The organism is Pseudomonas sp. QS1027, assembly GCF_002814235.1.
In the GTDB taxonomy this organism is placed as follows: Bacteria; Pseudomonadota; Gammaproteobacteria; order Pseudomonadales; family Pseudomonadaceae; genus Aquipseudomonas.
Genome location: NZ_PHSU01000017.1, coordinates 157,322 through 181,485, shown reverse-complemented (window position 1 = coordinate 181,485; position 24,164 = coordinate 157,322). Strand labels below are relative to the sequence as shown.

The following is a 24,164-nucleotide window of genomic DNA, read 5'->3' as shown; positions in this document are numbered from 1 at the left end:
GCAGTTTCTGTTCGACGAAGCCGTAGATCTGCGTGTACGGCGGAATCGCTACGTCCGCTTCGGCGAAGCTGATCTTCAGGACGATGAAGAACGGCAGCATGAAGAACAGGAACAGCCAGAGGAAAGGAATCCCGATGACCGCTTGGCGACCACTGGGGGTGATTCGTTGCACCAGGGATTTGACTGTCATGAGCGCAGTACCACGCCGCTGTCGTCTTCCCACCAGACGTAGACCTGGTCACCCCAGGTTGGCCGTGTACCACGGCGCTCGGCGTTGGCGACGAAGGACTGGACCACCTTGCCGCTCGGCAGCTCGACGTAGAACACCGAGTGGCCGCCGAGGTAGGCGATGTCGTGGACCTTGCCGCTGGACCAGTTGTGCTCGCACTCGGGTTTCTGCAGAGTGACCAGCAGTTTTTCCGGGCGAATCGCATAGGTGATCGACTTGTCCTGCACCGAGGTGCTGATGCCATGGCCGACGTAGATAGGGCGGTCCAGGTCCTTGCAGCCGATCACTGCGTGGCCTTCGGCATCGTCAATGACCGTGCCGTCAAAGGCGTTCACGTTGCCGATGAACTCGCAGACCATCCGGCTGACCGGGGTTTCGTAGATGTCCACCGGGCTGCCGATCTGGGCGATCCAGCCCAGGTGCATGATGGCGATGCGTTCAGCCATGGTCATGGCTTCTTCCTGATCGTGGGTCACCATGACGCAGGTCACGCCAACGCGCTCGATGATCTCGACCAGCTCAAGCTGCATCTGCGAGCGCAGCTTTTTATCCAGTGCGCCCATCGGTTCGTCGAGCAGCAGCAACTTGGGACGTTTGGCCAGGGAACGGGCCAGGGCCACGCGCTGGCGCTGGCCGCCGGAAAGCTGGTGCGGCTTGCGCTTGGCGTACTGGCTCATCTGCACCAGCTTGAGCATTTCGGCCACCCGGGCGTCGATTTCGCTGGCGGGCAAACGGTCCTGCTTCAGGCCGAAGGCAATATTCTGCGCCACGGTCATATGGGGGAAGAGGGCGTAGGACTGGAACATCATATTGATCGGCCGCTCATAGGGCGGCAGGTCGGTGATGTCGACACCGTCGAGGTAAATCCGACCCTCGGTCGGGCGCTCGAAGCCGGCCAGCATGCGCAGCAAGGTGGACTTGCCCGAACCCGATCCGCCGAGCAGGGCGAAGATCTCGCCCTTCTTGATTTCCAGGGACACATCGTCCACGGCAATCGTCTCATCGAACTTCTTCGTGACCCTGTCGATTTTGACCAGCACCTGTTTCGGTGCCTGGTGACCTTCAAGAGCCTTCCTATAGATGCTGGAGGCGTTTGCCATGTGAAACTCCCAACAGGTTTCAGTCGCCAGGCCAACACGGCCTGACTTAATAGTTGATTGCCAGCCCGCGGTGAGCGGGCTGATTCGGCGCCGCCGTCCTGGCTGCCTGGTCGTGCTTGTTGTTATCGCGGTGTCTTGTTGTCGTGAGGGGCGGGCGCGCAAAGGCACGCCCGTGTGCTTCACGGGGGCAGTTGAATCGTTGAGTGGGTATTGAAGTCGTCAGTCAGCGGGTATCGCGACATTTCACTCGTGAGCGAGCTTTTCCGGAGCTTAGCCTTGTTAATTTTAATTAACAACTCTCGTGTAAAAAATTCTAAACGTAGGGTGGCGGACGTTCGTGGGTTACCGGCGATCCAGGGCTGAACAGGCCATTTTGTGCCCAATAACGGCCTTGAAAATAACGCAGGGGGGAAAAATGTTCGCTATTGACTTCACTTTGCCTTTCGGATTGACTGGCTCCGTGAATGGGAAGTGAACATAATAATTAACACTATAGGTGCCTCATGTCGGTCCCCCTGCGTACCGTTCAGCTCAATGAAGCGAACGCATTCCTTAAGAAATACCCTGAGGTTTTGTACGTCGATCTTCTGATTGCGGATATGAACGGCGTGGTGCGCGGCAAGCGCATCGAGCGCACCAGTCTCCACAAGGTCTACGAAAAAGGCATCAATCTCCCGGCGTCACTGTTTGCCCTGGACATCAACGGTTCTACCGTGGAAAGCACCGGCCTGGGGCTGGACATCGGCGACTCGGACCGGATCTGCTACCCCATCCCCGATACCCTCTGCATCGAGCCCTGGCAGAAGCGCCCGACCGCGCAATTGTTGATGACCATGCACGAACTCGAAGGCCAGCCGTTCTTCGCTGACCCACGGGAAGTGTTGCGTCAGGTCGTGAGCAAGTTCGATGACATGGGCCTGACCATTTGCGCCGCGTTCGAGCTCGAGTTCTACCTGATCGACCAGGACAACGTGAACGGTCGCCCGCAGTCGCCACGCTCGCCGGTGTCCGGCAAACGTCCGATGTCGACCCAGGTCTACCTGATCGATGATCTGGACGAATACGTCGACTGCCTGCAAGACATCCTCGAAGGCGCGAAAGAGCAGGGCATCCCGGCTGACGCGATCGTCAAGGAAAGCGCCCCGGCGCAGTTCGAAGTCAACCTGCATCACGTCGCCGACCCGATCAAGGCTTGCGATTACGCGGTGCTGCTCAAGCGTCTGGTGAAGAACATCGCCTACGACCATGAGATGGACACCACCTTCATGGCCAAGCCGTATCCGGGCCAGGCGGGCAATGGTCTGCACGTGCACATTTCGATTCTCGACAAGCAGGGCAACAACATCTTTGCCAGCGAGGATCCCGAGCAGAACGCCGCGCTGCGTCACGCGATCGGCGGTGTGCTCGAGACCCTGCCGGCGCAGATGGCGTTCCTTTGCCCGAACGTCAACTCGTACCGTCGTTTCGGTGCACAGTTCTATGTGCCGAACTCGCCGAGCTGGGGCATCGACAACCGTACCGTGGCGGTGCGTGTGCCGACCGGTTCCGCCGATGCCGTGCGCATCGAACACCGGGTTGCCGGCGCCGATGCCAACCCGTACCTGTTGATGGCGTCCGTTCTGGCCGGTATTCACCACGGCCTGACCAACGAAATCGAACCGGGTCCACCGGTGGAAGGCAACAGCTACGAGCAGAACGAACAGAGCCTGCCGAACAACCTGCGCGATGCCCTGCGCGAGCTGGACGACAGCGAAGTCATGGCCAAATACATCGACCCGCTGTACATCGACGTCTTCGTGGCGTGCAAGGAAAGCGAGCTCGCCGAGTTCGAGAACTCCATCTCGGACCTTGAGTACAACTGGTACTTGCACACGGTGTGATCGGAGAGATTTATGAAACAAACCCATGTAAACAGCTATTACGCCGCGACCCGCAATCACACAGGCGACTTCCCGGTTCTTGAGGAACAGGTGGAATGTGATGTCTGCGTGATCGGTGCCGGCTACACCGGCCTGTCCTCGGCCCTGTTCCTCGCCGAGGCGGGCTACAGCGTGACCGTGCTCGAAGCCGCCAAGGTCGGTTTCGGCGCCAGCGGTCGCAACGGCGGTCAACTGGTCAACTCCTACAGCCGTGACGTGGATGTCATCGAAGCCCGCTACGGCGAGAAGACCGCCGAAGTGCTGGGCAGCATGATTTTTGAGGGCGCCGACATCATCCGTCAGCGTATACAGCACTACGACATCCAGTGTGATTACCGCCCGGGTGGCCTCTTTGCCGCGCTGAACAAGAAGCAGCTCAAAGGCCTGGCCGAGCAGAAAAGCAGCTGGGAGCGCTACGGTAACAAAAACCTGAAAATGCTCGATGCGGCTGACATCAAGCGTGAAGTGGGTTGCGACAACTACGTCGGCGGCCTGCTGGACATGCAGGGCGGCCATATCCACCCGCTGAACCTGGCACTCGGTGAAGCCTCGGCCCTTATCGGCCTGGGCGGCAGGATCTTCGAACAGTCGGCCGCCGTGGAGATCACCTATGGCGAGCCGATCAGCGTGCGCACCGCCAAAGGCGTGGTTCGGGCCAAGTACCTGCTGATTGCCGGTAACGCCTACCTGCCCCAGGACCTCGACAGTCGCGTGACCCGCAAAAGCATGCCCTGCGGTTCGCAAATTGTCGTGACCGAGCCACTGTCGGAAAAAATCGCCCGCAGCCTGATCACCCACAACTACTGTGTCGAAGACTGCAACTACCTGCTCGATTACTACCGCCTGACCGCCGATAACCGCCTGCTGTACGGTGGCGGGGTGGTCTATGGCGCCCGTGAACCGGACGACATCGAGCAACTGATCAGGCCGAAAATCCTCAAGACCTTCCCGCAATTGAAGGACGTGAAAATCGACTACCGCTGGACCGGCAATTTCCTGCTGACCATGTCACGCATGCCGCAATTCGGTCGCATCGAGAAAAACGCCTACTACATGCAAGGCTACAGCGGCCATGGCGTCACCTGCTCGCACCTGGCCGGCAAGCTGATCTCGGAAGTGATTCGCGGCGACGCCGAGCGTTTCGACGCATTCGCCTCCTTGCCACACATGCCAATGATCGGTGGGCGGACCTTCCAGGCACCGCTCACGGCCATGGGCGCCGCGTATTACGCCATGCGTGACCGTTTCGGGATCTAGCTGCAACCCAATGGCGGCGGCCCCAAAGGGGCCGTCGGCCATGGCTGTTGCCGAGGGTGTGGGTCAGCCTCCGGGCACCCGGTGCCCGGAGGTTGTCACCGGTTACTGGAGCAGTTGTTCCAGGCTTGGATCGCGGATCACGCGTTGCATTGGCTGCGGCGTGCCATCGCCAGACTTCAGCATCTTCAACTTCAGGCCGGCGGCTTTCGCGCAAGCGTTGATGCCGTTCTCGTAGATACCGCCCATGTCACACTTCCACTGATAGAAGTTCACCAGTCCGCCCGCCATCTGCAGGCTGAAATCCGTGCTCTTGGTACCCTGGGTGAATGGATGGCCTGCCGGAATGTTCTGGAACCATCTCATCCAGTCAGGCGAACCCACCGGTGGCGGATTTTTCTGGAACAGCGGATTCATGATCGCCACTTGCGGCGACTCAGCCGTCATATGGCAGCTCTGGCAGGAGCTGTTGGGATTGTCCACGGGACCGTTGAGGCGACCGTTCCAGCCCAGGTGGGTCGGCGGCAGCTCCTGGGTGTTGGCGTTGATGGCGGTCTGTTGCAGCGCCGGGTTGATCTTGGTGACGGTCGGTTTCGGGTTGGTGAAGTCATTGCCGGTTTCTTTTGGATCGTTGCCCCAGATGATCCCCACCGGTACCAGGTTGTCCCAACCGGCCTTGCCGGTCTTGGCGCCGTTGTACTGGAAGGTGCCGAAGATCCAGCCGGTCTCCTTCATGCGGGTATCACGCACGGCAATGTCCATCTGGATCAGGGCAACATCCTTCACCTCGCGATTGGCGGAGGTGAAAGTGTCGGTGATATAGCCCTGCCACAACACCGGGTTGACCAGGAACGGCACGGTGTTGCGGTCGATGTCGGCAAACAGTGCCTTGCACACGACCGTACCGTTGGGGAAGCTGTTGGGCTGCGAGGTGTAGCTCGGATCAGGGTTCTGCGGGTCTTTCCAGACCTGGCCGATGGTGTAGGCGCCGATGTCGTTGTAGATACCCACGGCGTAAGTCTGGCCGGTGGCGGTTTGCGTCGAGGCCAGTTGCTGGGACTGAATCTGCGCTTCCTTGGTCAGGCCATGGATGCCCTCACGCCCCAGGGGACCATAGTGCTGCCACGGCATGTGATACCACTGGCGAACCTTGTTTTTCTGAACGTCCCAATTGACGTCGACGTTACCTTCCAGGCAGTAGTTTTTCACCGCGTCCATGTAGGCGCGCCAGGTCTCAAAATTATTGTCCTGCTTGGTCGGCAGCTTCTTGAAGAACTCCGGCAGCGGGCCTTTGGGCGGTGTGGTGGGATAACTCTGGCTGAGGACGAATTTGGCACCGGTATAGGTGTCGGGTGGAGCGTAGCCATAGTCCGGGTAGGTGCCGGCCTGGGCGGCGACGCTGAACAACGCGGCCGCCGCCGCGAATGCTGTGAGCTTTGCTAGGGGCTGGTTCATCGATCATCTCCTTGATAGGGAAAACGCCTGGCATCGTTTGGGCTTATGCCTGTCAATGCGGGGGCTTCCTTCATTTATTTTTGGTCAGGGTCCCGGTTTGATCGCCGAGACGGGCTTCACGGGTGAACGGGGTATCGGGTATCGGGTTGGTCTACCTCCTCGGCGGCGCCGGACGACTGAGTTCAATCCCCGCCGATTGGCCAGGAATGATCAACAAAGAGGAAACGGAGTGTGTGCAGGGAGGGCGGGGGATGCTGACTATCGACTCCTGTCGATCGCTGGCCGTTCTTCCTTGCTAATCAGGTGTAGGCCATTTTCAGGAAAGTGCCATCATTTGCATGACAGTGAAGAGGGGGACACCGGTGGGTCATGCACGTCATAAATCTATCGCGGTGGACGCATAGTGCATTGTTATTATTAGATAAATAGATTAATCGTGCTGATCCCTAGACAGGTATTAAATGGCCATCTACAGTGGAATCGCCACTGTTAAATATTTGCCTGAAAAAGCTGAGTCGTTCGGCACCGTTGGCTGTGGGCGGACAAAATGATTGTTCCTCTCTTTGACATCGGACGTGATTTTTTATTAGCCAGGAGGCTAGCACTATGTCTGCGCAACCGCTCACCCATGTACTCATCGATACCGATGTCGATTTCGACGATTACATGGCCATGTCGTATTTGCTAAAACATCACGCGGTCAAGGTCGAAGGCATCACCGTGACGGGGGTGGGGGCTGTTCACTTGAGTCACGGCGTTGAAAACGTCAGTAACTTCCTCACTTTGTTTAATGACCCTGAGATAGAGCGCATTCCCGTCGCTGCCGGTCTTCAGCGCCCCATGGTGTATAGCAATACTTTTCCCTTCGAAACACGCCAGGCGGCGGATCACCATTACGACGCCCTGTTTCCAGGGAAAAACCCAAATCCCACGCGAGCCGATGCGCTCGTTTTTTTAAGGGAAACATTGGAAAAATCCACTCATAAATTTACGGTGTTAATGATCGGTGGTGGTACGACCTGGGGGCATTTGTTCCAGCAAGCCAAAACCGACAATGCATTGCAACATTTGTTGCTCAGCAAAATAGATCGCATCGTCATGATGGGCGGGAATTTGTTGTCGGAGTACGTCCAGCCTGGCGCGGGCGGTAATATCATTGACGCCCTGGGCGATGCGCCTTACTACACCAACCAGGTTGCCGAGTGGAACATCTTCCTGGATCCACTGGGTGCTCACTATGTCTTCAATGGTGGGGTCCCCATTCAATTGGTTGCGCTGAACGCCAGTAACTTTATTCCCATTACGCAGAATTTCGTGAACCAGCTCTCCCGTATTTCCAATCCGGTTGCTCAATTCCTCACCCACGTGCTGCAAAGCTCGACCATTGCGCCCGGTATCGGAAAATACCTGTATTTTTGGGACCCTCTGGCGGCCACCGCGATAACCGACCCTCAGTTTGTCCAATTTACCCGCTATCACCTGCGGGTGGAGCAGGAGCTGAACGAAGAACAGGACACGAGCGCGAAGTTGATACCGGATAACGCGGGTGCTCCAGTCGATGTAGCCCTGTCGGCCGCACCCGGATTCGTCACCACACTTTATCTGTACACCATCGCAGGCAACTCGGTCGACGCCACGGCCGAAAACATGGCCAAGGCAGCGGAGGCAACGGCCGATAAGTAGAGTGGCCGCGCAGGTGGATGAAGCAATGGAACCGCTACGCCGACCAGGGCGTCCCCACGCCCTGTAGTCACCGCTAACTCAAAGGAGTGAATATATGAGCGTTAAAACAATGCTTGTTCGGCTGATGCTGTGCCTGTGTGGCTTGCTGGCGGTCTCGTCGGCTTATGCGGAGAGTGTGATCATCGCCACACCGCAACAAGGCGTGGGGATCACGGTCGATGTCTTTGATCATCCAGAGGCTTCCAGCGGCATTCCTTCTTCGACAAGTACGGTGCCCTTCAGACCCCAGGCGTTTTATATACCCTCGGTGCAGTCGTTCAAGGGTAAGGTTTATATGTTCTGGGCCAACAACAATGACCAAAGGCATATAAATTATGCCACCTCGGCAGAAGGAAAAAGCTGGTCTCCCACACAAACTATCAGTGTGGACAGTATTTTCAGTAATGTCTCGGTGAGCGTGTTCAATCAAAAATTGGTACTGACCTTTACCGATCCCCAGGGCCGCTTGAAGACCGTCAGCTCCGAAAACGGCACCGGCTGGTCCACGGCCAGGCCTATCACTACGCTCCATACGGCCATCAATAACAAACCGATTGTGTATAACGGACAGCTCTTTGTCTTGTATAGCGAAAACTCAGGTAACGCTGTTTATTATGTCACCTCGAATGACGGTGTTGCGTGGAGCCGGGAAAATCTGGCCTTCCAGGAAAGTGCCGACAAAATTCTAACCATGGTGCCCGTTGTCTATAACGGTCAATTGTGGGCTTATTACGCTTTTGAAAATGGCGCCATGTTCGCCCGCACTTACGATCGGGCTGGCCAGTGGGGCACGCGGCAAGCGCTGACGGGGATAACCAGCCAGGGGCCCAGGGGTTTCCTGAACAGTGCAACGATGATCGGTGAGCGCGTGTTTATCAGCAGCAGCGCCAATACGTTTTATTCAAACGATGGGCTGCACTGGAATGAGTATTTCTCCAAGCGCTTCGCGGTGGGTTCCGCCTATCCATCGGGATTGGGCGCTTCCTATGCCATCACCACAAACGATCTGACCACGAACAACCCGCAACTGCCCGCGGACCTGGCCACGGGCCTTAGCCATACCGACTATGCAACCTTTGCCTGGCGCAGCTTTATCGCCCTGAACAATGCCGCCAACACACCGTTGCCGGCTAACCGCGGCGTCGGCAATCCCGGCAGCAGCTTTGCCGATTCGGGCAAGGTGCCACAATCTTCCAGCCCCTTGTTGTGGCAAACCTTCGCCCATCGCACCGAGTTGTTTCCGGCGCTAGGGAAAAACGCCGTGGGCGGCCCGACGCGTCCGTTTGCTTCCAGCCCGCAATACAGCTATGTCGGTTTCCCCAACGGTGCGCCCTTGGCGCCAGGTGCCAGCTATGCCCATTACAACAATCTGGATGAGGCGACTCAAATAGGGCAGAACGCGATATTTTTTCCGGTCAACCCGCCACGAGCGGCAATGAACGGGAGCAACTATGCCCCTTCAAACGACAGCCAGATCCTCTTTGAGGCCAAGGCCAACCCTGTCATTTACGCGTATGCGAAAAGCCTGAGCAGCTACCCGGATCATATCGTTCTGCCCAATGGCGCGGTGGAGGTCAAGGCTGCATGGCGCAAGTTGGCGGACATTCCGGTGGCGCAGCGCGCTCGCTACTATACGGCGACGGTGGTGACCTATCACGGTGAGGATAAGGCGCCCGTGGCGTACAACGAAGAATACGCGCTGGTCGCCTTGCATATTATCCACAAGACGCCCAACTACCCGACCTTCATATTCGCCACGTTCGAACATGAGGACGCGATGACCTTGCCCGACCAGTCGCCGACCGGGCTCTACTACATCGCCAACTACAACAAGGTTGCCTACTTGCCGGAGAGCAGTTCAGCGCCGGTCGCGACCTTCTCTGATGGCAACACCCTCCATAGCGTTACCCTGCCCAAGGGCGATGTTGCGGATTCGGCCCATGTTCCGCCCATCTACTCCGGCACTAACGGGATCCCCAAGGGGCAGGCCGGCCCGATCCGTGTCGTGCAACCGCAAACTGCCTATTCCGAAGTCACGGCGGTCAACAACCAGGTCAAGCAGCTCATGGACGGCAGCAGTGCGTTCAACAATTCGGTCTGGAAGCACTACCGGCTTAAAGGGGTGCAGGCCATCCCGTCGAGCACGGAAACCGACCCGGATTATTACCTGGCCAATATCCTGGTCGAAAGCAGCCAGCCGGGGATTCAACTCTTTCGCGGCGGCAATAAATTCCCCCAGGACACCCCAACCCTGACCAATATGCGCATGATGAAGAACATCAAGGTGCCGGATTACGATCACAGCACGGGAAGCCAGACCATGGGCGGCTGCATGGGGTGCCACGGCATTGCCCAGAGCTCGCTGAAACAAGGCTTCAGTTTTCTGTTTGATGCGATCAATACCGCGGGCGGCGTCACGGGTTTTGCGAACCCGGAGACCATCGGTTTGCCGGATCCGCAAACCCAGCAGAAACGGGCGTTGAAATACTCTCTCGGCTTTCAGGGCAAGGACCCAGCCGAGGAGACGGGCAAGTAGGCAGCCGTGTGGCTTACTCCCGTTTCTCGGCCACCAACAGCAAGGACTGCGGTACGGGACTTTGCGGGTGCTGCGGCTCTTGCAAAGTGCCCAACCGAAAACCGGCCATGTCCAGCGCATTCAGCCAACTGGACAAGGTACGGAAATACCAGGGCATGGCTTGCCACTGTCCCTTGAATCCATCGAAGGTCTCGTTCCGCCAACCATCCTGATAGTCGCCCGCCGCCGCGGTCCACGGATGCAGGGTCTGGATCACCAGCGCGCCGCCGGGGGCGAGCAGGGCGTTCATGGCGGCAAGCAGAGGAATGATGTCCTGATGCAGCAGGGCAAAGTTGGCGCAGATCAGGTCGTAGTCGCGGCCGATATCCACCTTCGCTTCCACCAACGCTTCATAGCTCGCCAGATGCACCGGCGAAGAGCCCGCCGCCCGCGCGGCTTCGACCAGCGTCGCATCGCCATCCACTCCGACCGTGTCGATGCCGCGTGTCGCCAGTGCCCGCAACAGCCAGCCTTCGCCGCAGCCCAGGTCGAGCACACGCTCGGGCTGGCGGCCCAGCACCGCCAGCAGGATGGCCTGGTCGGTGACCTGGCGGCGGCTTTCGATGGCGCCGCCGCGAACTGCTTCAATCCAGGATTGGGCGTTGTGCTGCCAGCTTTGCAGGAGGGCGGATTCGGGGGCGGGCATTTTGATGTCCGGAGTCGGTGGTTGGTTGGATGGAAGGATAGAACATCTATCCGCCTGCCTGATGGACTTCATCGGTCATTCAGCGCCTGCCAGTGTGAAGGGTCGGACGGTGGAACATCAGGTGATCGCCCATGGCTTGGCCCTGGGCGAGCAGGCGTTGCCCCAAGGCAATCTGTGCCGGTTCCCAGTTCGCCAGGGCGCGATCCGTGTCGTCTGGGGCCTGGCTCAGGCACCGGGCCAGTTCGAGTGCGTTGAATGCCGCCTTGGAGGTGCTGGCGGCGGTGTGCGGCCGGGGAATGGCGGCCGCATCGCCGAGTAGGACCACCCGGCCATCAACCATCCGTGGCATCGCCAAATCGCGGATGCTTTGCACGAAAGGCTGTTCGGTGGCTTGCACCACCTCCCGAAAAGCGGGGGGCAGCAGGCTGTCGGCTTCCCTCCAGACATGCTCGCGCCACGCCGGCGCGAGAAGCCCTTCCGGTACCGAATAGTCGCGCTTGTGCCCATTGGCGTCGGTCATGAGATCGCCGATGAGTGGCTCCTCGACAACCCGATACCAAACCCAGTTGTAGTAGCGTTGTCCGGGACGAATATCGTTGTGTTCACCGGGTACCAGGTAGCCCAGGATGTGCGAGCCGCCGGCGTTTGCGAAACCGAAGTCACCCGCCAACACCTGGGCCGGCAACTCGGGCAAACGGCTTTCTGGCAGGAGGCCGCGCCAGGCAACATAGCCGGCGTAGCCAGGCTGGTATTCTGGCCAGAGCAATTGACGTACCTGCGAGTTACCGCCATCAGCGGCGACGAGCAAGTCAGCCTCGATGCGTTCGCCGTCTTCGAACACGGCCACCACCCGGCCGGCTTCTGGCTGATCGAGGTCCACCAGGATTTTCCCCTGGTGGTAGCGCTCATTGCCGAAGGCCTGGCGCAAGGTTGTGTAAAGCAGTGACCAGGACGTCTGGACTTGCGGGGCCAAGGTTTTGCTTTGGACACGGCCGTCCGGATACAGCACGGTGCGGTACTGCGAGCGAACGCCCATCTCCAGGTGGGTCAATGGAACGTTCAGCTTGCGAAACGCTTCGACCACCTCCGGCTGCAGCACTACGCCGCCGCCTCGACTGTCGAGGTCGTGGGAAGAACGCTCGAAAATATCGACGTCCCAGCCGATCTGGCGCAGCAGATTACCTGCGAAAAGCCCGCCCAATGATCCGCCAATCACCAGGGCACGAGGTGCCCCGGCAGGTCGTTGAGGGTGAGTTGTAAACGTGCCCATGGTAGGTCCTCCTTTTCGACCTACTCTAAGGGCTGGACCGGACGCTGATAATCAGCACTCTTCGCCAAACCGTATTGCGTGAGTTGCAACACCGGTCTGGGTCGAGGCCACCAGACCGCGCTCACGCTCGGTCATGGTGGCCGCATTCAAAGCGACCGGGTCAGGGGCAGTTGCAAAGGCCGTCGGCCAGTGGCGTGGGCCAGGGCATTGCCGAGGGCTGCCGCCATCGGGCCTTGCACGATCTCCGCGGCGCCCAGAAATGGCTGGCCTGGCTGATCGAGCAAATGCACTTCGACACGCCGTGGCAATTGTGGAAAACGCAGGATCGGATAACCGCTCCAGTCATAACTGCGGACGCCTGCGGCATCAAAATCGACGGCTTCGAACAACGTCCAGCTGGTGGATTGCACAATCCCACCCTCTATCTGGTTTCGCAGGCCGTCGGGGCTGACGATCTGTCCGACATCCACGGCCGTGACCACCCGATCAACCACGATGTCACCGGTTTGAGGGTGAACGTTGATCTGCACCGCCAGGGCGCAATACCCCATGATGTTTTTGTACCGCGCGAAGGCAAAGCCGACCCCCACGCCCGGCTTGACGGGCTGGGTTGTCCAGCCGAAGTCGTCCCGCACTCGCTCTATCACCGCTCGAGCGCGAGGGTCATCCAAATGGGCGAGGCGCAAAGCGACGGGGTCCACGCCGGCGCGCGCCGCCAGCTCGTCCATGCAGGCTTCGATCGCGAAGACATTGATGTGCGCACCCAGGGAGCGCATCGCCGAGGTGCGAAATGGCATCAGGGTGATGAAGTTCATGTCGATACGGGTCGAGGCCGTGTTGTACAGGGGCACGGCGTTACGGTCACCGTCGCCTTCCGGTTGCGCGATAGGCACCGATGGGGCCGAGGTGAAGGGTTTGGAGAGCAAGCGTGCCGGTAACAGGCGACCGGCATTGACGATGCGTTCGTTGTGCGGGGTCGTCCACAGTTCGTAGGCCCAATCCTGGATCCGGCCGTCTTGATCCAGGCTTGCCTGCACCTCGGTGATCATGGCCGAGCTGTAGGGCTCCCAGAGGTTTTCCTGCTCGCGCATCCATTGAACCCGCACGGGAGAGCCGGACACGCCCATGGCAATCAGGGCGGCGTCCGCCGCCGCGTCATCCGCGCCGTTATGGCCGTAACAGCCGGACCCTTCGGTATGGATGCAGCGAACCCGTTCCAGGGGTAACCCGAGCATTTGCGCGATACCCGCGCGTAGCGGATAGACACCTTGGGAGTGGGTCCAGACAGTGAGCACGTCATCCTTTAACCAGGCCACCGCGCAGGACGGGCCGATAGAACCGTGCATGAGATAGTGCTTGGTCACCCGTGCCCGATAACCCGATCCCGGGACCGCCGCCGGACTGCCCGTGTGGCTGATGGGGTAACGGCGCGACGGCAAGTGCGGGAGCAACGCATGGATGCTGCGTGCGTCGGGCAGCGCAACGCCTTCGCTCCATTTCGCCTGCGCATACCCCGCGCGCATCGCCTTCACGGCCTGCCATTCGTCCTTCGCAACGACGGCCAGGTAGTTGCCGTCATGAACGACCTGCACCACACCAGGCAGGCTTTGCAAGGCGTCGGGATCAAACGACAGCAGTTGGCAACCTGGCCTGGGTGGCCGGATGAGTCGGGCATGCAGCATGCCTGGCAAACGCATGTCTTGTACGAATGCGGCACCGCCACTGACCTTGGCCGGGATGTCCAGGCGAGGCAATGAGTGCCCGATCAGGCTGAATTCTCCAGGGGCCTTTGTTGGCGATTTCGGCAGCGCATGGCGATGCAGATCCACGCCGCCGACGGCCTCGAAGTAGCTCATGCGCTGCCCGTCGGGCCCTTGAATCAGCGCATCACGGGTCACCAGCCCATCAGGCTCGACGTGCCAACGCCTGGCCGCGGACTCCACCAGCAATTGGCGCACCTGGGCCGCGGCATTGAATAACGCCGTGCCACTGTCGACGATGGTGTGACTCCCCGCGGTATAGCCTTCATCGGGTGTCAACGCGGTGTCGGCAGTCAGCATGTTGATGGTGTCGGGCGCCACTTCCAGACGCTCGGCGGCGATCTGCAACAAGGCGGTTTTCACCCCGGTACCCAGTTCGGCCTTACCGGTGTAGACGGTTATTCCCTGCGCATCGACGCGTATCCAGGCATCCAGGTAAGGGTTGCTGCGCAAGCTGCCGGCCAGGTCTGGAGCCAGGACCAGCGTACCGAGGGTATCCACCTCGGTGTCGGCCCATGCATTGCCGGCAACCGGTAGCAGCGAGAACGCCACCAGCAAGGAACCGTTGCGCAGGAAGGCGCGCCGCTCGAGATCGACGTTAGCGTTGTTCTTCATGGTGTGCTCCCGACGCGGCGACGGCACGGATGGCGTCGATGATTCGCAAATGTGTACCGCAACGGCAGAGGTTCGGCGCCATGTGAGTGGTGATTGTCTGCTCGTCAGGGTTGGGATTGCGCTCCAGCAGTGCCTGGGCGCGCATCAACATTCCGGCGATGCAGTAGCCGCATTGTGCGGCTTGTTTTTCGATAAAGGCCTTTTGCAAGGCGCCGGGCTGATCGGCTGTACCCAGGCTTTCCACGGTACGGATTTTTTTGCCCTGCACACTTGAGCAAGGGGTGACACAGGAGAAGATCGGCTTGTCGTCGACGATCACCGTGCAGGCGCCACACTGGCCAAGCCCGCAGCCATACTTTGCGCCATTGAGCTCAAGCTGGTTGCGCAAGGCATAAAGCAGGGGCGTGTCGGCGTCGATGTCCAGCACGTGGGACGCTCCATTGACATTCAGGGTCATGCGGCTCATTGCGCATCCTCGCGTAAGTCGTCGATAGTTTCTGGGAGGTCGGCCCAGGGATGATCCGGCTCGGCGCGAGCGCGCAGGTATGTCGCCAGCACCGTGAGTTGGGCGTCGTTGAGAAGGGCGGCAAACGCCGGCATGCCGGGGCCTGAAGCGCCCGGGGTCATGGCGATGCCCTCCCGTACCGTCTTCACGAAGTTGCGCGAACTGGCGGAGCGCAGGGCTGAGGTGTCGGCAAGATCAGGACGCCCGTCGATCGAACGCATGGGGGCGCCTGCTCCATGACAGCCGGCGCAGGCCGCCTGGAAGAGGGCGGCCCCTTCATTGCGTGCCGTCGGATCGAGGGCTTGGGTGTCAGGCGTCGGCGAGGGTGTTTCAACTGGAGTGTGCGCACCCAGGCTCAGCAGGTATTCGGCAATGGCCTGCACATCACTGACGGGCATTTTTCCCAGGCCCAGGCTGACCGGTCTCATGGGGCCGGCCGCCGCCCCATGATCGGCCACCACCTCGCCACGCAGATAGTCCACCAGTTGTTGAGTGTTCCAGGGCTTGCGCGCTTGGGCCAAACCCAGCAGGGAAGGCGCCTCCCAGCCATCGACCGTACCGCCGGCCAGCGATTGCCCGGACTTTTCGGCGCCCAAAAGGTTGAGCGGTGAATGGCATCCCGCGCAGTGCCCGGCCCCTTCGACCAGATACCGCCCTCGATTCCATTGTGCCGTTTGCCCCGACTCCGGCTGTGCTTGTGCGCCATGAAGGAACAGCAGGTTCCAGAACGAAACCAGCGGCCGAATGTTCATGGGGAAGTTCATCTGGTTCGGCCTGGCGGGCGAGTCCACTGGCGGTCCGCTCATCAAATAGGCATAAGCGTCTTTCAGATCGTCTTCGCTCATGCGGCGATAATGGGCATAGGGAAACGCCGGATACAGAAAATGCCCATCACGGGATACGCCGTGACGCATGGCCCGCTCGAACGCCTCCAGGGACCATTGACCCATACCCGTGCGATCGTCGGGTGTGATGTTGGTGCTGTAGAGCGTGCCAAAGGGGGTCACCAGCGGGAGTCCGCCGGACAGATACTCGCCACCCGGGCGCGTATGGCAGACCGCGCAATCGCCGGCCTCGACCACCAGCGCTCCGCGCCGGATCTGCTCGGCATTGCGCGGCGCAGGTTGCTTGACGGGGGGCAGGGAGGGTCGCCACATCAGTGCACCGGCTAAAGCGGCGCCACAGACGGCGAGGGTAAGCCCACCTAGCCACAGACCTTTCTTGTTCATGCTTGCTCATCCTTCGCCAGCGTTGTGCTCGAAACGGGAAGGGTAGGCAGGCATGCCGAAGCGGGGTATCACCTCGCCGCGCAACGGTGTGTTGCGCCAACTGCAGCTGCGCCGAGCATTGCGCCTCGCGCATCGTAGTGTTGCTCCGCCGCCTGATTCCTAAGTTGCAAACAGGCACCTAGGCTAGCGACATCCATTCAACCCCTAATGAGGTGTGGCCATGTCCCTTGGCAGCTCCACAACGTCTGATCTGAAGGCGACGCCTGTCACGTCGCCAACCCTGTCCACCACGATGGTCGTTTTGCTTGCGTTCTGTTGCGGCGCCGTCGTTGCCAACCTGTATTACGCCCAGCCCATCGTTGAACTGATTGCGCCCCAGATTGGCCTGTCAAGCGAGCACGCCAGCCTCATTGTTGCCTTGACTCAGCTCGGCTACGCATTGGGTCTGTTCTTTTTGGTGCCCCTGGCCGACCTGATGGAAAATCGTCGGCTGGTGGTTGGCTTCTCGCTGGCGGCTTCCTTGTGCCTGGCCGGTGCCGCGCTGAGCCAGACGCCTTCAACCTTTCTGATCTGTTCGTTGCTGATCGGCCTCACGTCGGTGGCCGTGCAGATCCTGGTGCCACTGGCGGCGCACATGGCGCCGGAAAAATCCCGCGGCCAAGTGGTGGGCAACATCATGAGTGGCTTGCTGTTGGGGATTCTGCTTTCCCGCCCGATTGCCAGCACGCTCACCGAGTCGTTCGGCTGGCACGGGGTGTTCTTTGGTGCGTCCGCCCTGATGGCGATGATCGCGCTCTTGATGGGGGTTGCCCTGCCGCAACGAATGCCCGCTCACCGTGCCAGCTACGGGGCGTTGATCGGTTCGATCTTCAGCCTCGCGCGCCGTTATGCCGTGCTTCGCGAACGCTCTTTGTATCAAGGATTGCTCTTTGCCAGCTTCAGCATTTTCTGGACGATTGCGCCTGTCGAACTCATCCGTCATCACCATTTCAGCCAAACACAGGTAGCCCTGTTTACCCTGGTGGGCGCGGTCGGGGCGATAGCGGCTCCGATTGCAGGACGCCTGGCGGATGCCGGTCATACGCAGCGGGGTAGCCTCATCGCCCTGCTACTGGCGCCGGCATCGCTATTGATTGCGGCACTGCCGGCCTCGGGTTACCTGTGGCTGGTGGTTAGCGCCGTGCTGTTGGACTTTGCCGTTCAACTGAACATGGTGCTGGGACAGCGTGAGGTCTATGCTCTTGATCCGCAGAGTCGCGCTCGCTTGAATGCGGTCTACATGACGAGTATTTTCCTTGGCGGAGCCTTGGGCTCAGTGCTGGCGAGCCCGCTTTACGAACGCTTGGGATGGAATCTGTTCGTCTGCCTGGCTGCTTTGATACCCGCCGTGGCGGCCGTGCTGTTTTTCAGCCGCCTGCGCATTAGTGCGAAGTTGTGAGGCTTGCCAGCACAACCCTTCAAGGCAAACACGCGAGGCTTGTTCAGAATGCATCCAACCAGGTATATCGGTTGAGCCACTGGGTCCAGTCGCTCACAACATCGGAGTTTGGGCCATGGACAAACTGCTTGCGTTGAGTATGTTCGTCGAAACCGTGCGCTGCGGTGGCTATTCTGCTGCGGCGCGTAAACTCGGCGTTTCAACCTCATCAGTCACTCGCCAGGTCGCCAGCCTCGAAACGGAGCTGGGCGCGTCATTGCTCAATCGTACGACGCGTAATACCAGCCCCACCGTCGCGGGACAAGCGTACTTCGAAAAGGCTCTTTTTATCCTGGATGCCCTCGCCGAGGCAGACACGGCCGTTGCCGACCGCAACGCCGTGGCCCGCGGGCGCCTGAGGGTCAGCGTACCGGTCGAGTTTGGCCGGCGGGTCATAGCCCCGCACATAGGGCGCCTGCTTGCCCAGTACCCAGAACTCGACGTGAGCCTGTCGCTGAGCGACCAAATGACCGATCTGTTGAAGGAGCGAATCGACCTGTCCGTTCGCTTGGGCTCCTCATTGGCCAGCGAAGACATTATCAGTAAACCGATCGGCCGGTTCGAACGCTGGATCGTTGCAAGCCCCGACTATTTGGCCGGAGCCGGCATTCCCTTGCAGCCACAGGCGCTTTTGAATCACGAATGCTTGCGCTTCGATTACGAGGGCCTGCATCAGGGCTGGGTTTTTCGCAGCCCGGAAGATTGCATTCGCATCAATGTCCAGGGACGGCTAGAAAGCAACAATGCCGATATCCTCCGTGAGGCGGCCTTGAGTGGCCGAGGCATTGCGTTGCTGGCGGATTGGCTGGTGGCCGAGGATGTACGACAAGGACTTCTGACCCGCGTACTCGCCAACTACGAGGCCAACCCGGGCGAGGCCAATGGCATGATCAACGTGTTGTATTTGCCAAACCATCGAGGATCCAGCCGGGTGAAGGTTTTTATCGCCTTTCTCGAGGAAATCCTCAGCTACTGAGGGGGATGACAGCGCCCACGCAACACTGCATTGCGCTTCGGATATCTACTCGGAGCGGGTCATTTCACCTAAAGTCGGGTCACTGGACATTTCGGTCGATCCACATGAAAAACACGTTCATCGCCTTGGCCTTTGATTTCCTCAATCCCTGGTGTTGGGTCGGTGAAAAACGCCTGCGCCAAGCCATGGCTACCACCGGGGTCATCCTGCCTGTCGACTACCAGGCGTGTCGGTCGCACCCGGCAGCCCAGGTCGGCATGGACTATCGCACCTACCGGGAGAATCGCTTCGGCAGCCAAGCCAAAGCCCATGAAGAAGCCCTTTCCCTTGCCGCCGCGCAGTTCGGTATTTCGTTGGACTTCAGCCGGATCACCACGATGCCGGATACGGAACGCGCGCTTCGGCTCATGCGGTGGCAGAGGGATAGGGGGCAATGCACCCAAACCCTGTTTGAAGGCATTTACCATGCGCTTTTTTGCGAGGGCAAAGACATCAGCGATCCAGCGTCGCTGGTTGCATTGCTCCCGCAAGACACCGAAGAGCGGCACCTGGCGATGAACTTTCTGCGCAGCGAAGACGGCGTCAAGGCGCTTGTGGAGGCCGAACGCGAAACCAGCGCATGGTGTGGGCGCCTGACACCGGCCATCCAGTCCGGCGACACGGTAATCAGCGGCGCGCAGCCATCCGCCATCTTGGCAACGCTGCTCAAACCTCCCCGTAGCCAGCACCTCGTTGCGCCATAGCTACATCAAGGTGCTAGGTGCAATCCCCAGGAGACCCGTCAGGGTATTCATGATGGCCTGTTGTCTGGTGCGGTTGGCCTGGTGTTCCGCTTCTGCGGCAGCCACATCCGCTTGGCAGTGCGGGCAGGTCGACTCGTGGGGATAGATGTATTGCAAACAGCCACGGCACAGGGCCAGTTGCACGGGAATACGTCCTTCATCCGGCGATTTCTGCCCTTGATTGGCCCAGGCCAGTTTGATCACCTGACCGCTATCGCTGACGCTGCTGACTTTTTCACCGGTGTCGATACGCTCGGTGATCAGGTCGAAACGCCCGACCGCGAAGGAGGCCTGCGGGGCGTCCTCGATTTTCACGATTCGTTCTCGCAGCCCTTGTTTTTCCAGGTCCAGCGCACGGTAATGGCAGTAAGGGTTGTTGCCTGGCTTGCCCAGCAAGGAGTGTGAGGTCCAGGTGCAGCCACCGCGGCACACATCGTTGTAGTAACAGCTGCGGCAATAACCCCACAGGTCCTCGACGCCGCGCAGGCGCCCGAAGTGCATGCCTTCACTGTAATGCCAGATGTCGTGCAGATTCATGTTGCGCACGTTCCCGCCGGAAAAGCCGACGGTGGCCAGGGAAGGGCAGCCTTTCACCGTGCCATCGGCCTCAAGTGCCAGAACCGTTTGGCCGGCGGCGCAGCCACTCCAATGCACGCGCTCGTCACCAAAGCCGCGCCAGAGATGTTCGTAAGGACCGTAGTAGCCAATGTTGTTGCCCACGTTCATCAGCAGGCCGCGATCGACCCCCTCCCGGTAAAGCCGCGCCAGCAACGGCATCACCTCAAGCAACTGGCTGGGTTGTAGCAGTAGCTCCGGGTGATCGACGGCATTGCCCATGGCGACTGTGAGCTGGATCTGCCAGTGAGTGGCGCCCAGCTCGATAATGGTGTCCATGAGCGCCGGCAAATCCGGCAAGGTGGCCGCGCCGATCTGCGTGTTGACGCTCACGGCGAGCCCGGATTGTTTGGCGCGGCGCAAGGTGTCCACGGCCTTGTCGAAGGAGCCCGGGACGTTGCGTACCGCGTCATGCAGCGGGGCAAGACCATCGAGCGAAACGCCGACGCCATTGAGGCCGGCTTCGACCGCGGCCTGCATCTTGGCAGGCGTCAGGTTACGTCCGCCTGTTTGTATGGCGCAGTACATGCCGTGATCGTGGATCGCCCGGATCAACTGCGTCCAGTCCTTGCGCAAATAGGCTTCGCCACCGATCAGGGTGATCTCTCGGGTACCGAGAGCCGCCAGTGAGTCGATCACCTCCAGGCATTCGCGGGTGTTCAGTTCATCGGGACGTCGATGGCCCGCGCGTGAGCCGCAGTGCAGGCATTTGAGGTCGCAGGCCAGGGTGATTTCCCAGACCACATGAACCGGTACGTAGCGTTTGAGGTCGGCCTCGCTGAGGTAGCGGGCAGGGCGGCTGTCTGACATGGGAAATCCTTGCGCGCGGGCACGGCGCGATACGAGTCCATCGAAGTGTTCGCGCCTTCCCTAGCGTCGATGGCGCGGTTGGATTTGCCTCTGGTTGGAAAGACCCGGGAGAGACCAGAATCGGCCTCGCCCGGGCAAAACGGACTAGCGTGCTTCCAGGCGCGCGATTTCAGCGTTCAATTGCTCGAGGGCGCTTTGCAGCACACCGTGATGCGCCAGTTGCTGCTCTCCCAGGTGGACAACGGATTTCAGCTGCGCCAGATCGCCACTGGCTTGTGCCTGCTGCACCGCCACGGCGTAGAGCGGCAGTACGGGATGCCTCACAGGCTCGTGCTGCTCGACGGCGGCCTGGCTGACAGCGGCGTGCCTGACGTAATGCTCTTGGCCATGCTCGACGTAGTTATAGTCGACAAACTCGCTGGCCCAATCCGCGCCGAGGATCCCCTTGAGATGAAACGTCTCGGCGATCTGGCTGGGCGGTCTGCTTGGGCCACCCTCCAAGGTGAGGACAATGTGGTTCTCCACCGAGGCTGTCAGTTTGGCCTCGGAGTAATTGCCCCAGACCTTGGCGCGGAAATTAACCGTTGGGTAGGTACTGGCGAACACACTGGCAATTCCGGTGACGGTCTTGCGAGCGGTATCGACCAGCAGATCGAGGGTAAGTACCGGCGCACCCAGCAGTGGGGTATGGGTGATGAGGCGGGTATGAAAAAGTCCAATCGACATGGTGCAACTCCCTTGATTGTATGCGGACAGTTCAGTCTGATCGCGCCGCCAGTCAGCGCCGCTCCAGCCTGCTGATTTCGCCCTTCGCGGCTTCCAGTGCGCTCTGCAACTGGGGTTGCTGCTCCAGTTGCTGTTTGGCGAGGCCGGCCAGGTGTTTCATCTGGGCCAGGTCGCCGCTGGCAATGGCGCTCTGAATCGGCGCGGCGTACAGGGGCATAATCGGTGGGTAGGGCAGAATGACCGGGCCAGGGCCCATGGGTGGGAAGAAGCGGGATTGCACCGGTTCATTGAGGTGGGCGGGGACGTTGTTGACGCTGACCCGGTGCTGGCCATCCTGGTAGTGGTAGCTGGCCACGCCTTCTTTCCAGTCACTGCCCACCACCAGGTGCAACTTGAAGTTCACGGCAGTGTTCGCAGTGGGGCCGCCGTGGTTGCCTTGAGCGGTAATCAGGATTTTGCTGACGGCCGGTGACATGACCGTCATGTAGGTGTATTCACCCCAGACATCCGACTGTAGATCGAGCGGCGGGTTGATCGCCTGGGTGACGATGGCAGTACCACTGACACTCTGCTCGGGCGTAAAGACCAGCAGATTGAGCGTCAGGCTTTGTGCCCCGGGGGCCGAGGTGCCAATTCGATAACTGAGTGGGAACAGGCCGACAAGTTGCTGAGTAGAACCAGACATAGTTATTGCCTCCATTGCATTGAGAGAAAGGCCCTAAAGCTTCTCTAAACGGGAAACTTCCTTGGCCAGCTTTTCATACGCGGTTTGCAGGTCTTTCGAGTGCGGCGTCGTTGAGTCACGTTGCTTCAGCAAAGCCTTCATCTGCTGCAGATTGCCCTCCTCGATCGCGCCTTGGATGGCGGTCCCGTAAGGAGGTAAAGCGTGGGGCGTTGAACGATTCATAACGATGGATCCTTCCGTGGTGTTGCCAAACCCTCCTTCCGGGAAGGGGGGCACCCTTATGCACGCTGACCCCGTTTCGTGGCGATGTTTTGCCCGTCGACAATGGCCGCTTGCAATTGCGCGTTAGCGAAGGCACCGGTGGTGGGCGACGATTCAATCGCGCCGTTGAGTTGCCCACGCTGACTGTGTAATGTTCGGGGGCGTGTTGATGACCGGATTGTGATGATCGGCGGCCAGGAGGGGATGTGAAAAAAACGTGCGAATCGATTGTACGTTGGTCATCTTTCTATCCTTGAGAGAAAACAACGAAACGCAGGGATCAACTCGTCACTCAGGGCGAGCGAATACAGGATCGCAAGCACAAACCATCCCTGATTTTCTTGGGTACTAGCTGTCAGTAACAGCAGGTTTTCCGATACTCGCAGACTGGCATTTCGCCAGTTACGTAACCCTAGATATGAATTTTCGATCGCGCCAAAAAAAGCGCCGAACGGTCATGTCAGTTCATTTTTCAGGAAGCGTGCGCTGTGAGCCGTTGTTTCAAAGGGCGCCCTATAGACCGCAAGGTACACGACAATCGCCAGCTCACCTTAGAGGGCATCAGCCCATGGACAGTAGAACTTTACGCAACCTGATGCGCATCGTGCAGACCGGCTCGTTGTCGGCCGCCGCGCAGCAGTCCAGCTTGACGGTGCAGGCCTTGGCCGCGCAGTTGAACAAGGTCGAGGAACAATTTGGTTTTCGCCTGTTTCGACGGTCCAACAAGGGCCTGACCCTGACCCCGCAGGGCGCGGAGCTCACACCCTATATGGACAAGGTGTTGGTCGCCACGCGGCAGATGGACGAAAAAGTCACCGCGCTGAAGGGGGCCGGACAACGCACGCTGAAGGTGGCGTTGAATACCACGCTGTCGGAGGACTTCAATCGGAGAATGATCGGGCGTCTGATTGAGGCGTTTCCCGACCATCAGCTGGAGTTCAGCTACGCCGAGTCGATGGAAAACCTCAGCAAGCTCAAGAATGAAGGCTTCGATCTGGCGGTGCTGATCGGCCCGCAAAGGCCCGGGTTGCCGAGCATCGTGCTGCCGGGTGTGCATATTCAGGTGGTGGGCGCTCACTGCGGTCATGAGAGCGATACGTTGGCGTTTCTGGGCGACAAATTCCTGGTTCGTCCGGCGGATGATTGTCCGTATTCCCACAGTTTCTCGCGCTTTCTCGACGCGGGCCTCGGAAGCCATGAGTCCGCTCAGCGAATGGTTTACTCCGGCAGCGAAACCCTGACCCTTTCGCTGATCACGCAGATGGACGGCCTCGGCATGGTGTCCCGCGAGGCGGCCCAGCGTAATGGGTTGAGCATTTTTCCCGGTTTCGAGGATCTCCTCGAAGTGCGGCTGGCGGTCAATAACCCGGATTTGTCGGACCAGGCCTTGAGCAAGGTGATCGACCTGCGTCTACCTGAACGAGCCGAGCACCCTGTACGCAGTCGTTCCAATCGCAGCCTCGAGAATGCGCTTCAGTGAGCACAGGTGTCATTGGCGCTGGCCTTCAACCACAGACGCAGCTCCGTCTTGAGGAGCTCGCCGTAGCTGTTCT

The 24,164-nt window shown here is 59.7% G+C and carries 19 protein-coding genes and 1 pseudogene; 8 read left to right on the top strand and 12 right to left on the bottom strand.

The window, feature by feature from the left end; all coding sequences use genetic code 11:
- Positions 1-190 (bottom strand): annotated as a pseudogene (locus CWE01_RS17155) (putrescine ABC transporter permease PotH); the annotation flags it as partial.
- Positions 187-1,329, bottom strand: coding sequence for an ABC transporter ATP-binding protein (locus CWE01_RS17150; protein WP_100941729.1), 1,143 nt, complete (start codon positions 1,327-1,329; stop codon positions 187-189). The pseudogene CWE01_RS17155 and the gene CWE01_RS17150, both read right to left, overlap by 4 nt.
- A gap of 503 nt (positions 1,330-1,832) precedes the next feature.
- Between CWE01_RS17150 and CWE01_RS17145 the strand changes: the two genes are divergently transcribed.
- Together CWE01_RS17145 and CWE01_RS17140 are read left to right on the top strand one after the other, a co-directional pair.
- On the top strand, positions 1,833-3,209 hold the full coding sequence (locus CWE01_RS17145) for a glutamine synthetase family protein (protein WP_100941728.1): 1,377 nt from the start codon (positions 1,833-1,835) through the stop codon (positions 3,207-3,209).
- 12 nt (positions 3,210-3,221) lie between these two features.
- Entirely contained in the window at positions 3,222-4,505 is a 1,284-nt protein-coding gene (locus CWE01_RS17140) for an FAD-binding oxidoreductase (protein WP_100941727.1), read from the top strand.
- 102 nt (positions 4,506-4,607) lie between these two features.
- Here the strand turns inward: CWE01_RS17140 and CWE01_RS17135 are convergent, their stop codons facing one another.
- On the bottom strand, positions 4,608-5,957 hold the full coding sequence (locus CWE01_RS17135) for a hypothetical protein (protein WP_100941726.1): 1,350 nt from the start codon (positions 5,955-5,957) through the stop codon (positions 4,608-4,610).
- Positions 5,958-6,563: 606 nt separating this feature from the next.
- Here CWE01_RS17135 and CWE01_RS17130 point away from each other — a divergent pair.
- Together CWE01_RS17130 and CWE01_RS17125 are read left to right on the top strand one after the other, a co-directional pair.
- Positions 6,564-7,640 carry a nucleoside hydrolase gene (locus CWE01_RS17130; protein ID WP_100941725.1) on the top strand — a complete coding sequence of 359 codons (1,077 nt, stop codon included), beginning with the start codon at positions 6,564-6,566 and terminating at the stop codon, positions 7,638-7,640.
- Between the two features lie 94 nt (positions 7,641-7,734).
- On the top strand, positions 7,735-10,215 hold the full coding sequence (locus tag CWE01_RS17125; RefSeq protein WP_100941724.1) for a sialidase family protein: 2,481 nt from the start codon (positions 7,735-7,737) through the stop codon (positions 10,213-10,215).
- 13 nt (positions 10,216-10,228) lie between these two features.
- Here the strand turns inward: CWE01_RS17125 and CWE01_RS17120 are convergent, their stop codons facing one another.
- From CWE01_RS17120 to CWE01_RS17100, 5 genes are all read right to left on the bottom strand, one after another.
- On the bottom strand, positions 10,229-10,900 hold the full coding sequence (locus tag CWE01_RS17120; protein WP_100941723.1) for a bifunctional 2-polyprenyl-6-hydroxyphenol methylase/3-demethylubiquinol 3-O-methyltransferase UbiG: 672 nt from the start codon (positions 10,898-10,900) through the stop codon (positions 10,229-10,231).
- 79 nt (positions 10,901-10,979) lie between these two features.
- Positions 10,980-12,170 carry an FAD binding domain-containing protein gene (locus CWE01_RS17115; RefSeq protein WP_100941722.1) on the bottom strand — a complete coding sequence of 397 codons (1,191 nt, stop codon included), beginning with the start codon at positions 12,168-12,170 and terminating at the stop codon, positions 10,980-10,982.
- Positions 12,171-12,316: 146 nt separating this feature from the next.
- A complete protein-coding gene (locus tag CWE01_RS17110) occupies positions 12,317-14,545 on the bottom strand; it encodes a molybdopterin cofactor-binding domain-containing protein (RefSeq protein ID WP_100941721.1) in 2,229 nt (742 codons plus the stop codon).
- Positions 14,529-15,011, bottom strand: a complete 483-nt coding sequence (locus tag CWE01_RS17105; protein WP_100941720.1) for a (2Fe-2S)-binding protein — start codon at positions 15,009-15,011, stop codon at positions 14,529-14,531. The genes CWE01_RS17110 and CWE01_RS17105 overlap by 17 nt, the downstream gene beginning before the upstream one ends.
- The gene (locus CWE01_RS17100; RefSeq protein WP_100941719.1) at positions 15,008-16,279 is read right to left on the bottom strand and encodes a cytochrome c; all 1,272 of its coding nucleotides are present in this window, start codon (positions 16,277-16,279) and stop codon (positions 15,008-15,010) included. The genes CWE01_RS17105 and CWE01_RS17100 overlap by 4 nt, the downstream gene beginning before the upstream one ends.
- 220 nt (positions 16,280-16,499) lie before the next feature.
- On the opposite strand from CWE01_RS17100, the gene CWE01_RS17095 reads away from it, so the two are divergent.
- The 3 genes from CWE01_RS17095 to CWE01_RS17085 all read left to right on the top strand — a co-directional run bounded on the left by CWE01_RS17095 (position 16,500) and on the right by CWE01_RS17085 (position 19,475).
- Positions 16,500-17,717, top strand: coding sequence for an MFS transporter (locus CWE01_RS17095; protein WP_100941718.1), 1,218 nt, complete (start codon positions 16,500-16,502; stop codon positions 17,715-17,717).
- 115 nt (positions 17,718-17,832) lie between these two features.
- Positions 17,833-18,732 (top strand): LysR family transcriptional regulator, encoded by a 900-nt coding sequence (locus CWE01_RS17090; protein ID WP_100941717.1) that lies wholly within the window; start codon positions 17,833-17,835, stop codon positions 18,730-18,732.
- Between the two features lie 104 nt (positions 18,733-18,836).
- Entirely contained in the window at positions 18,837-19,475 is a 639-nt protein-coding gene (locus CWE01_RS17085) for a DsbA family protein (RefSeq protein WP_157815239.1), read from the top strand.
- On the opposite strand, the gene CWE01_RS17080 is transcribed toward CWE01_RS17085, so the two are convergent.
- The 4 genes from CWE01_RS17080 to CWE01_RS17065 form a co-directional block, all read right to left on the bottom strand.
- On the bottom strand, positions 19,476-20,939 hold the full coding sequence (locus CWE01_RS17080; RefSeq protein ID WP_100941715.1) for a GDL motif peptide-associated radical SAM/SPASM maturase: 1,464 nt from the start codon (positions 20,937-20,939) through the stop codon (positions 19,476-19,478).
- Positions 20,940-21,083: 144 nt separating this feature from the next.
- Entirely contained in the window at positions 21,084-21,665 is a 582-nt protein-coding gene (locus tag CWE01_RS17075) for a DUF1842 domain-containing protein (RefSeq protein WP_100941714.1), read from the bottom strand.
- A 52-nt stretch (positions 21,666-21,717) separates the two neighbouring features.
- Positions 21,718-22,350 (bottom strand): DUF1842 domain-containing protein, encoded by a 633-nt coding sequence (locus CWE01_RS17070; RefSeq protein ID WP_100941713.1) that lies wholly within the window; start codon positions 22,348-22,350, stop codon positions 21,718-21,720.
- Positions 22,351-22,383: 33 nt separating this feature from the next.
- Positions 22,384-22,572 (bottom strand): DUF1843 domain-containing protein, encoded by a 189-nt coding sequence (locus CWE01_RS17065; protein WP_100941712.1) that lies wholly within the window; start codon positions 22,570-22,572, stop codon positions 22,384-22,386.
- 607 nt (positions 22,573-23,179) lie between these two features.
- Here CWE01_RS17065 and CWE01_RS17060 point away from each other — a divergent pair.
- Complete coding sequence (locus tag CWE01_RS17060; RefSeq protein ID WP_100941711.1) at positions 23,180-24,091, top strand: LysR family transcriptional regulator; 912 nt, start codon at positions 23,180-23,182, stop codon at positions 24,089-24,091.
- Positions 24,092-24,164: the final 73 nt, after the last annotated feature.

Excerpts from the sequence above, each read along its gene's own strand:
- CWE01_RS17150 (WP_100941729.1), bottom strand. The coding sequence starts at position 1,329 with ATGGCAAACGCCTCCAGCATCTATAGGAAGGCTCTTGAAGGTCACCAG.
- CWE01_RS17145 (WP_100941728.1), top strand. The coding sequence starts at position 1,833 with ATGTCGGTCCCCCTGCGTACCGTTCAGCTCAATGAAGCGAACGCATTC.
- CWE01_RS17140 (WP_100941727.1), top strand. The coding sequence starts at position 3,222 with ATGAAACAAACCCATGTAAACAGCTATTACGCCGCGACCCGCAATCAC.
- CWE01_RS17135 (WP_100941726.1), bottom strand. The coding sequence starts at position 5,957 with ATGAACCAGCCCCTAGCAAAGCTCACAGCATTCGCGGCGGCGGCCGCG.
- CWE01_RS17130 (WP_100941725.1), top strand. The coding sequence starts at position 6,564 with ATGTCTGCGCAACCGCTCACCCATGTACTCATCGATACCGATGTCGAT.
- CWE01_RS17125 (WP_100941724.1), top strand. The coding sequence starts at position 7,735 with ATGAGCGTTAAAACAATGCTTGTTCGGCTGATGCTGTGCCTGTGTGGC.
- CWE01_RS17120 (WP_100941723.1), bottom strand. The coding sequence starts at position 10,900 with ATGCCCGCCCCCGAATCCGCCCTCCTGCAAAGCTGGCAGCACAACGCC.
- CWE01_RS17115 (WP_100941722.1), bottom strand. The coding sequence starts at position 12,170 with ATGGGCACGTTTACAACTCACCCTCAACGACCTGCCGGGGCACCTCGT.
- CWE01_RS17110 (WP_100941721.1), bottom strand. The coding sequence starts at position 14,545 with ATGAAGAACAACGCTAACGTCGATCTCGAGCGGCGCGCCTTCCTGCGC.
- CWE01_RS17105 (WP_100941720.1), bottom strand. The coding sequence starts at position 15,011 with ATGAGCCGCATGACCCTGAATGTCAATGGAGCGTCCCACGTGCTGGAC.
- CWE01_RS17100 (WP_100941719.1), bottom strand. The coding sequence starts at position 16,279 with ATGAACAAGAAAGGTCTGTGGCTAGGTGGGCTTACCCTCGCCGTCTGT.
- CWE01_RS17095 (WP_100941718.1), top strand. The coding sequence starts at position 16,500 with ATGTCCCTTGGCAGCTCCACAACGTCTGATCTGAAGGCGACGCCTGTC.
- CWE01_RS17090 (WP_100941717.1), top strand. The coding sequence starts at position 17,833 with ATGGACAAACTGCTTGCGTTGAGTATGTTCGTCGAAACCGTGCGCTGC.
- CWE01_RS17085 (WP_157815239.1), top strand. The coding sequence starts at position 18,837 with ATGAAAAACACGTTCATCGCCTTGGCCTTTGATTTCCTCAATCCCTGG.
- CWE01_RS17080 (WP_100941715.1), bottom strand. The coding sequence starts at position 20,939 with ATGTCAGACAGCCGCCCTGCCCGCTACCTCAGCGAGGCCGACCTCAAA.
- CWE01_RS17075 (WP_100941714.1), bottom strand. The coding sequence starts at position 21,665 with ATGTCGATTGGACTTTTTCATACCCGCCTCATCACCCATACCCCACTG.
- CWE01_RS17070 (WP_100941713.1), bottom strand. The coding sequence starts at position 22,350 with ATGTCTGGTTCTACTCAGCAACTTGTCGGCCTGTTCCCACTCAGTTAT.
- CWE01_RS17065 (WP_100941712.1), bottom strand. The coding sequence starts at position 22,572 with ATGAATCGTTCAACGCCCCACGCTTTACCTCCTTACGGGACCGCCATC.
- CWE01_RS17060 (WP_100941711.1), top strand. The coding sequence starts at position 23,180 with ATGGACAGTAGAACTTTACGCAACCTGATGCGCATCGTGCAGACCGGC.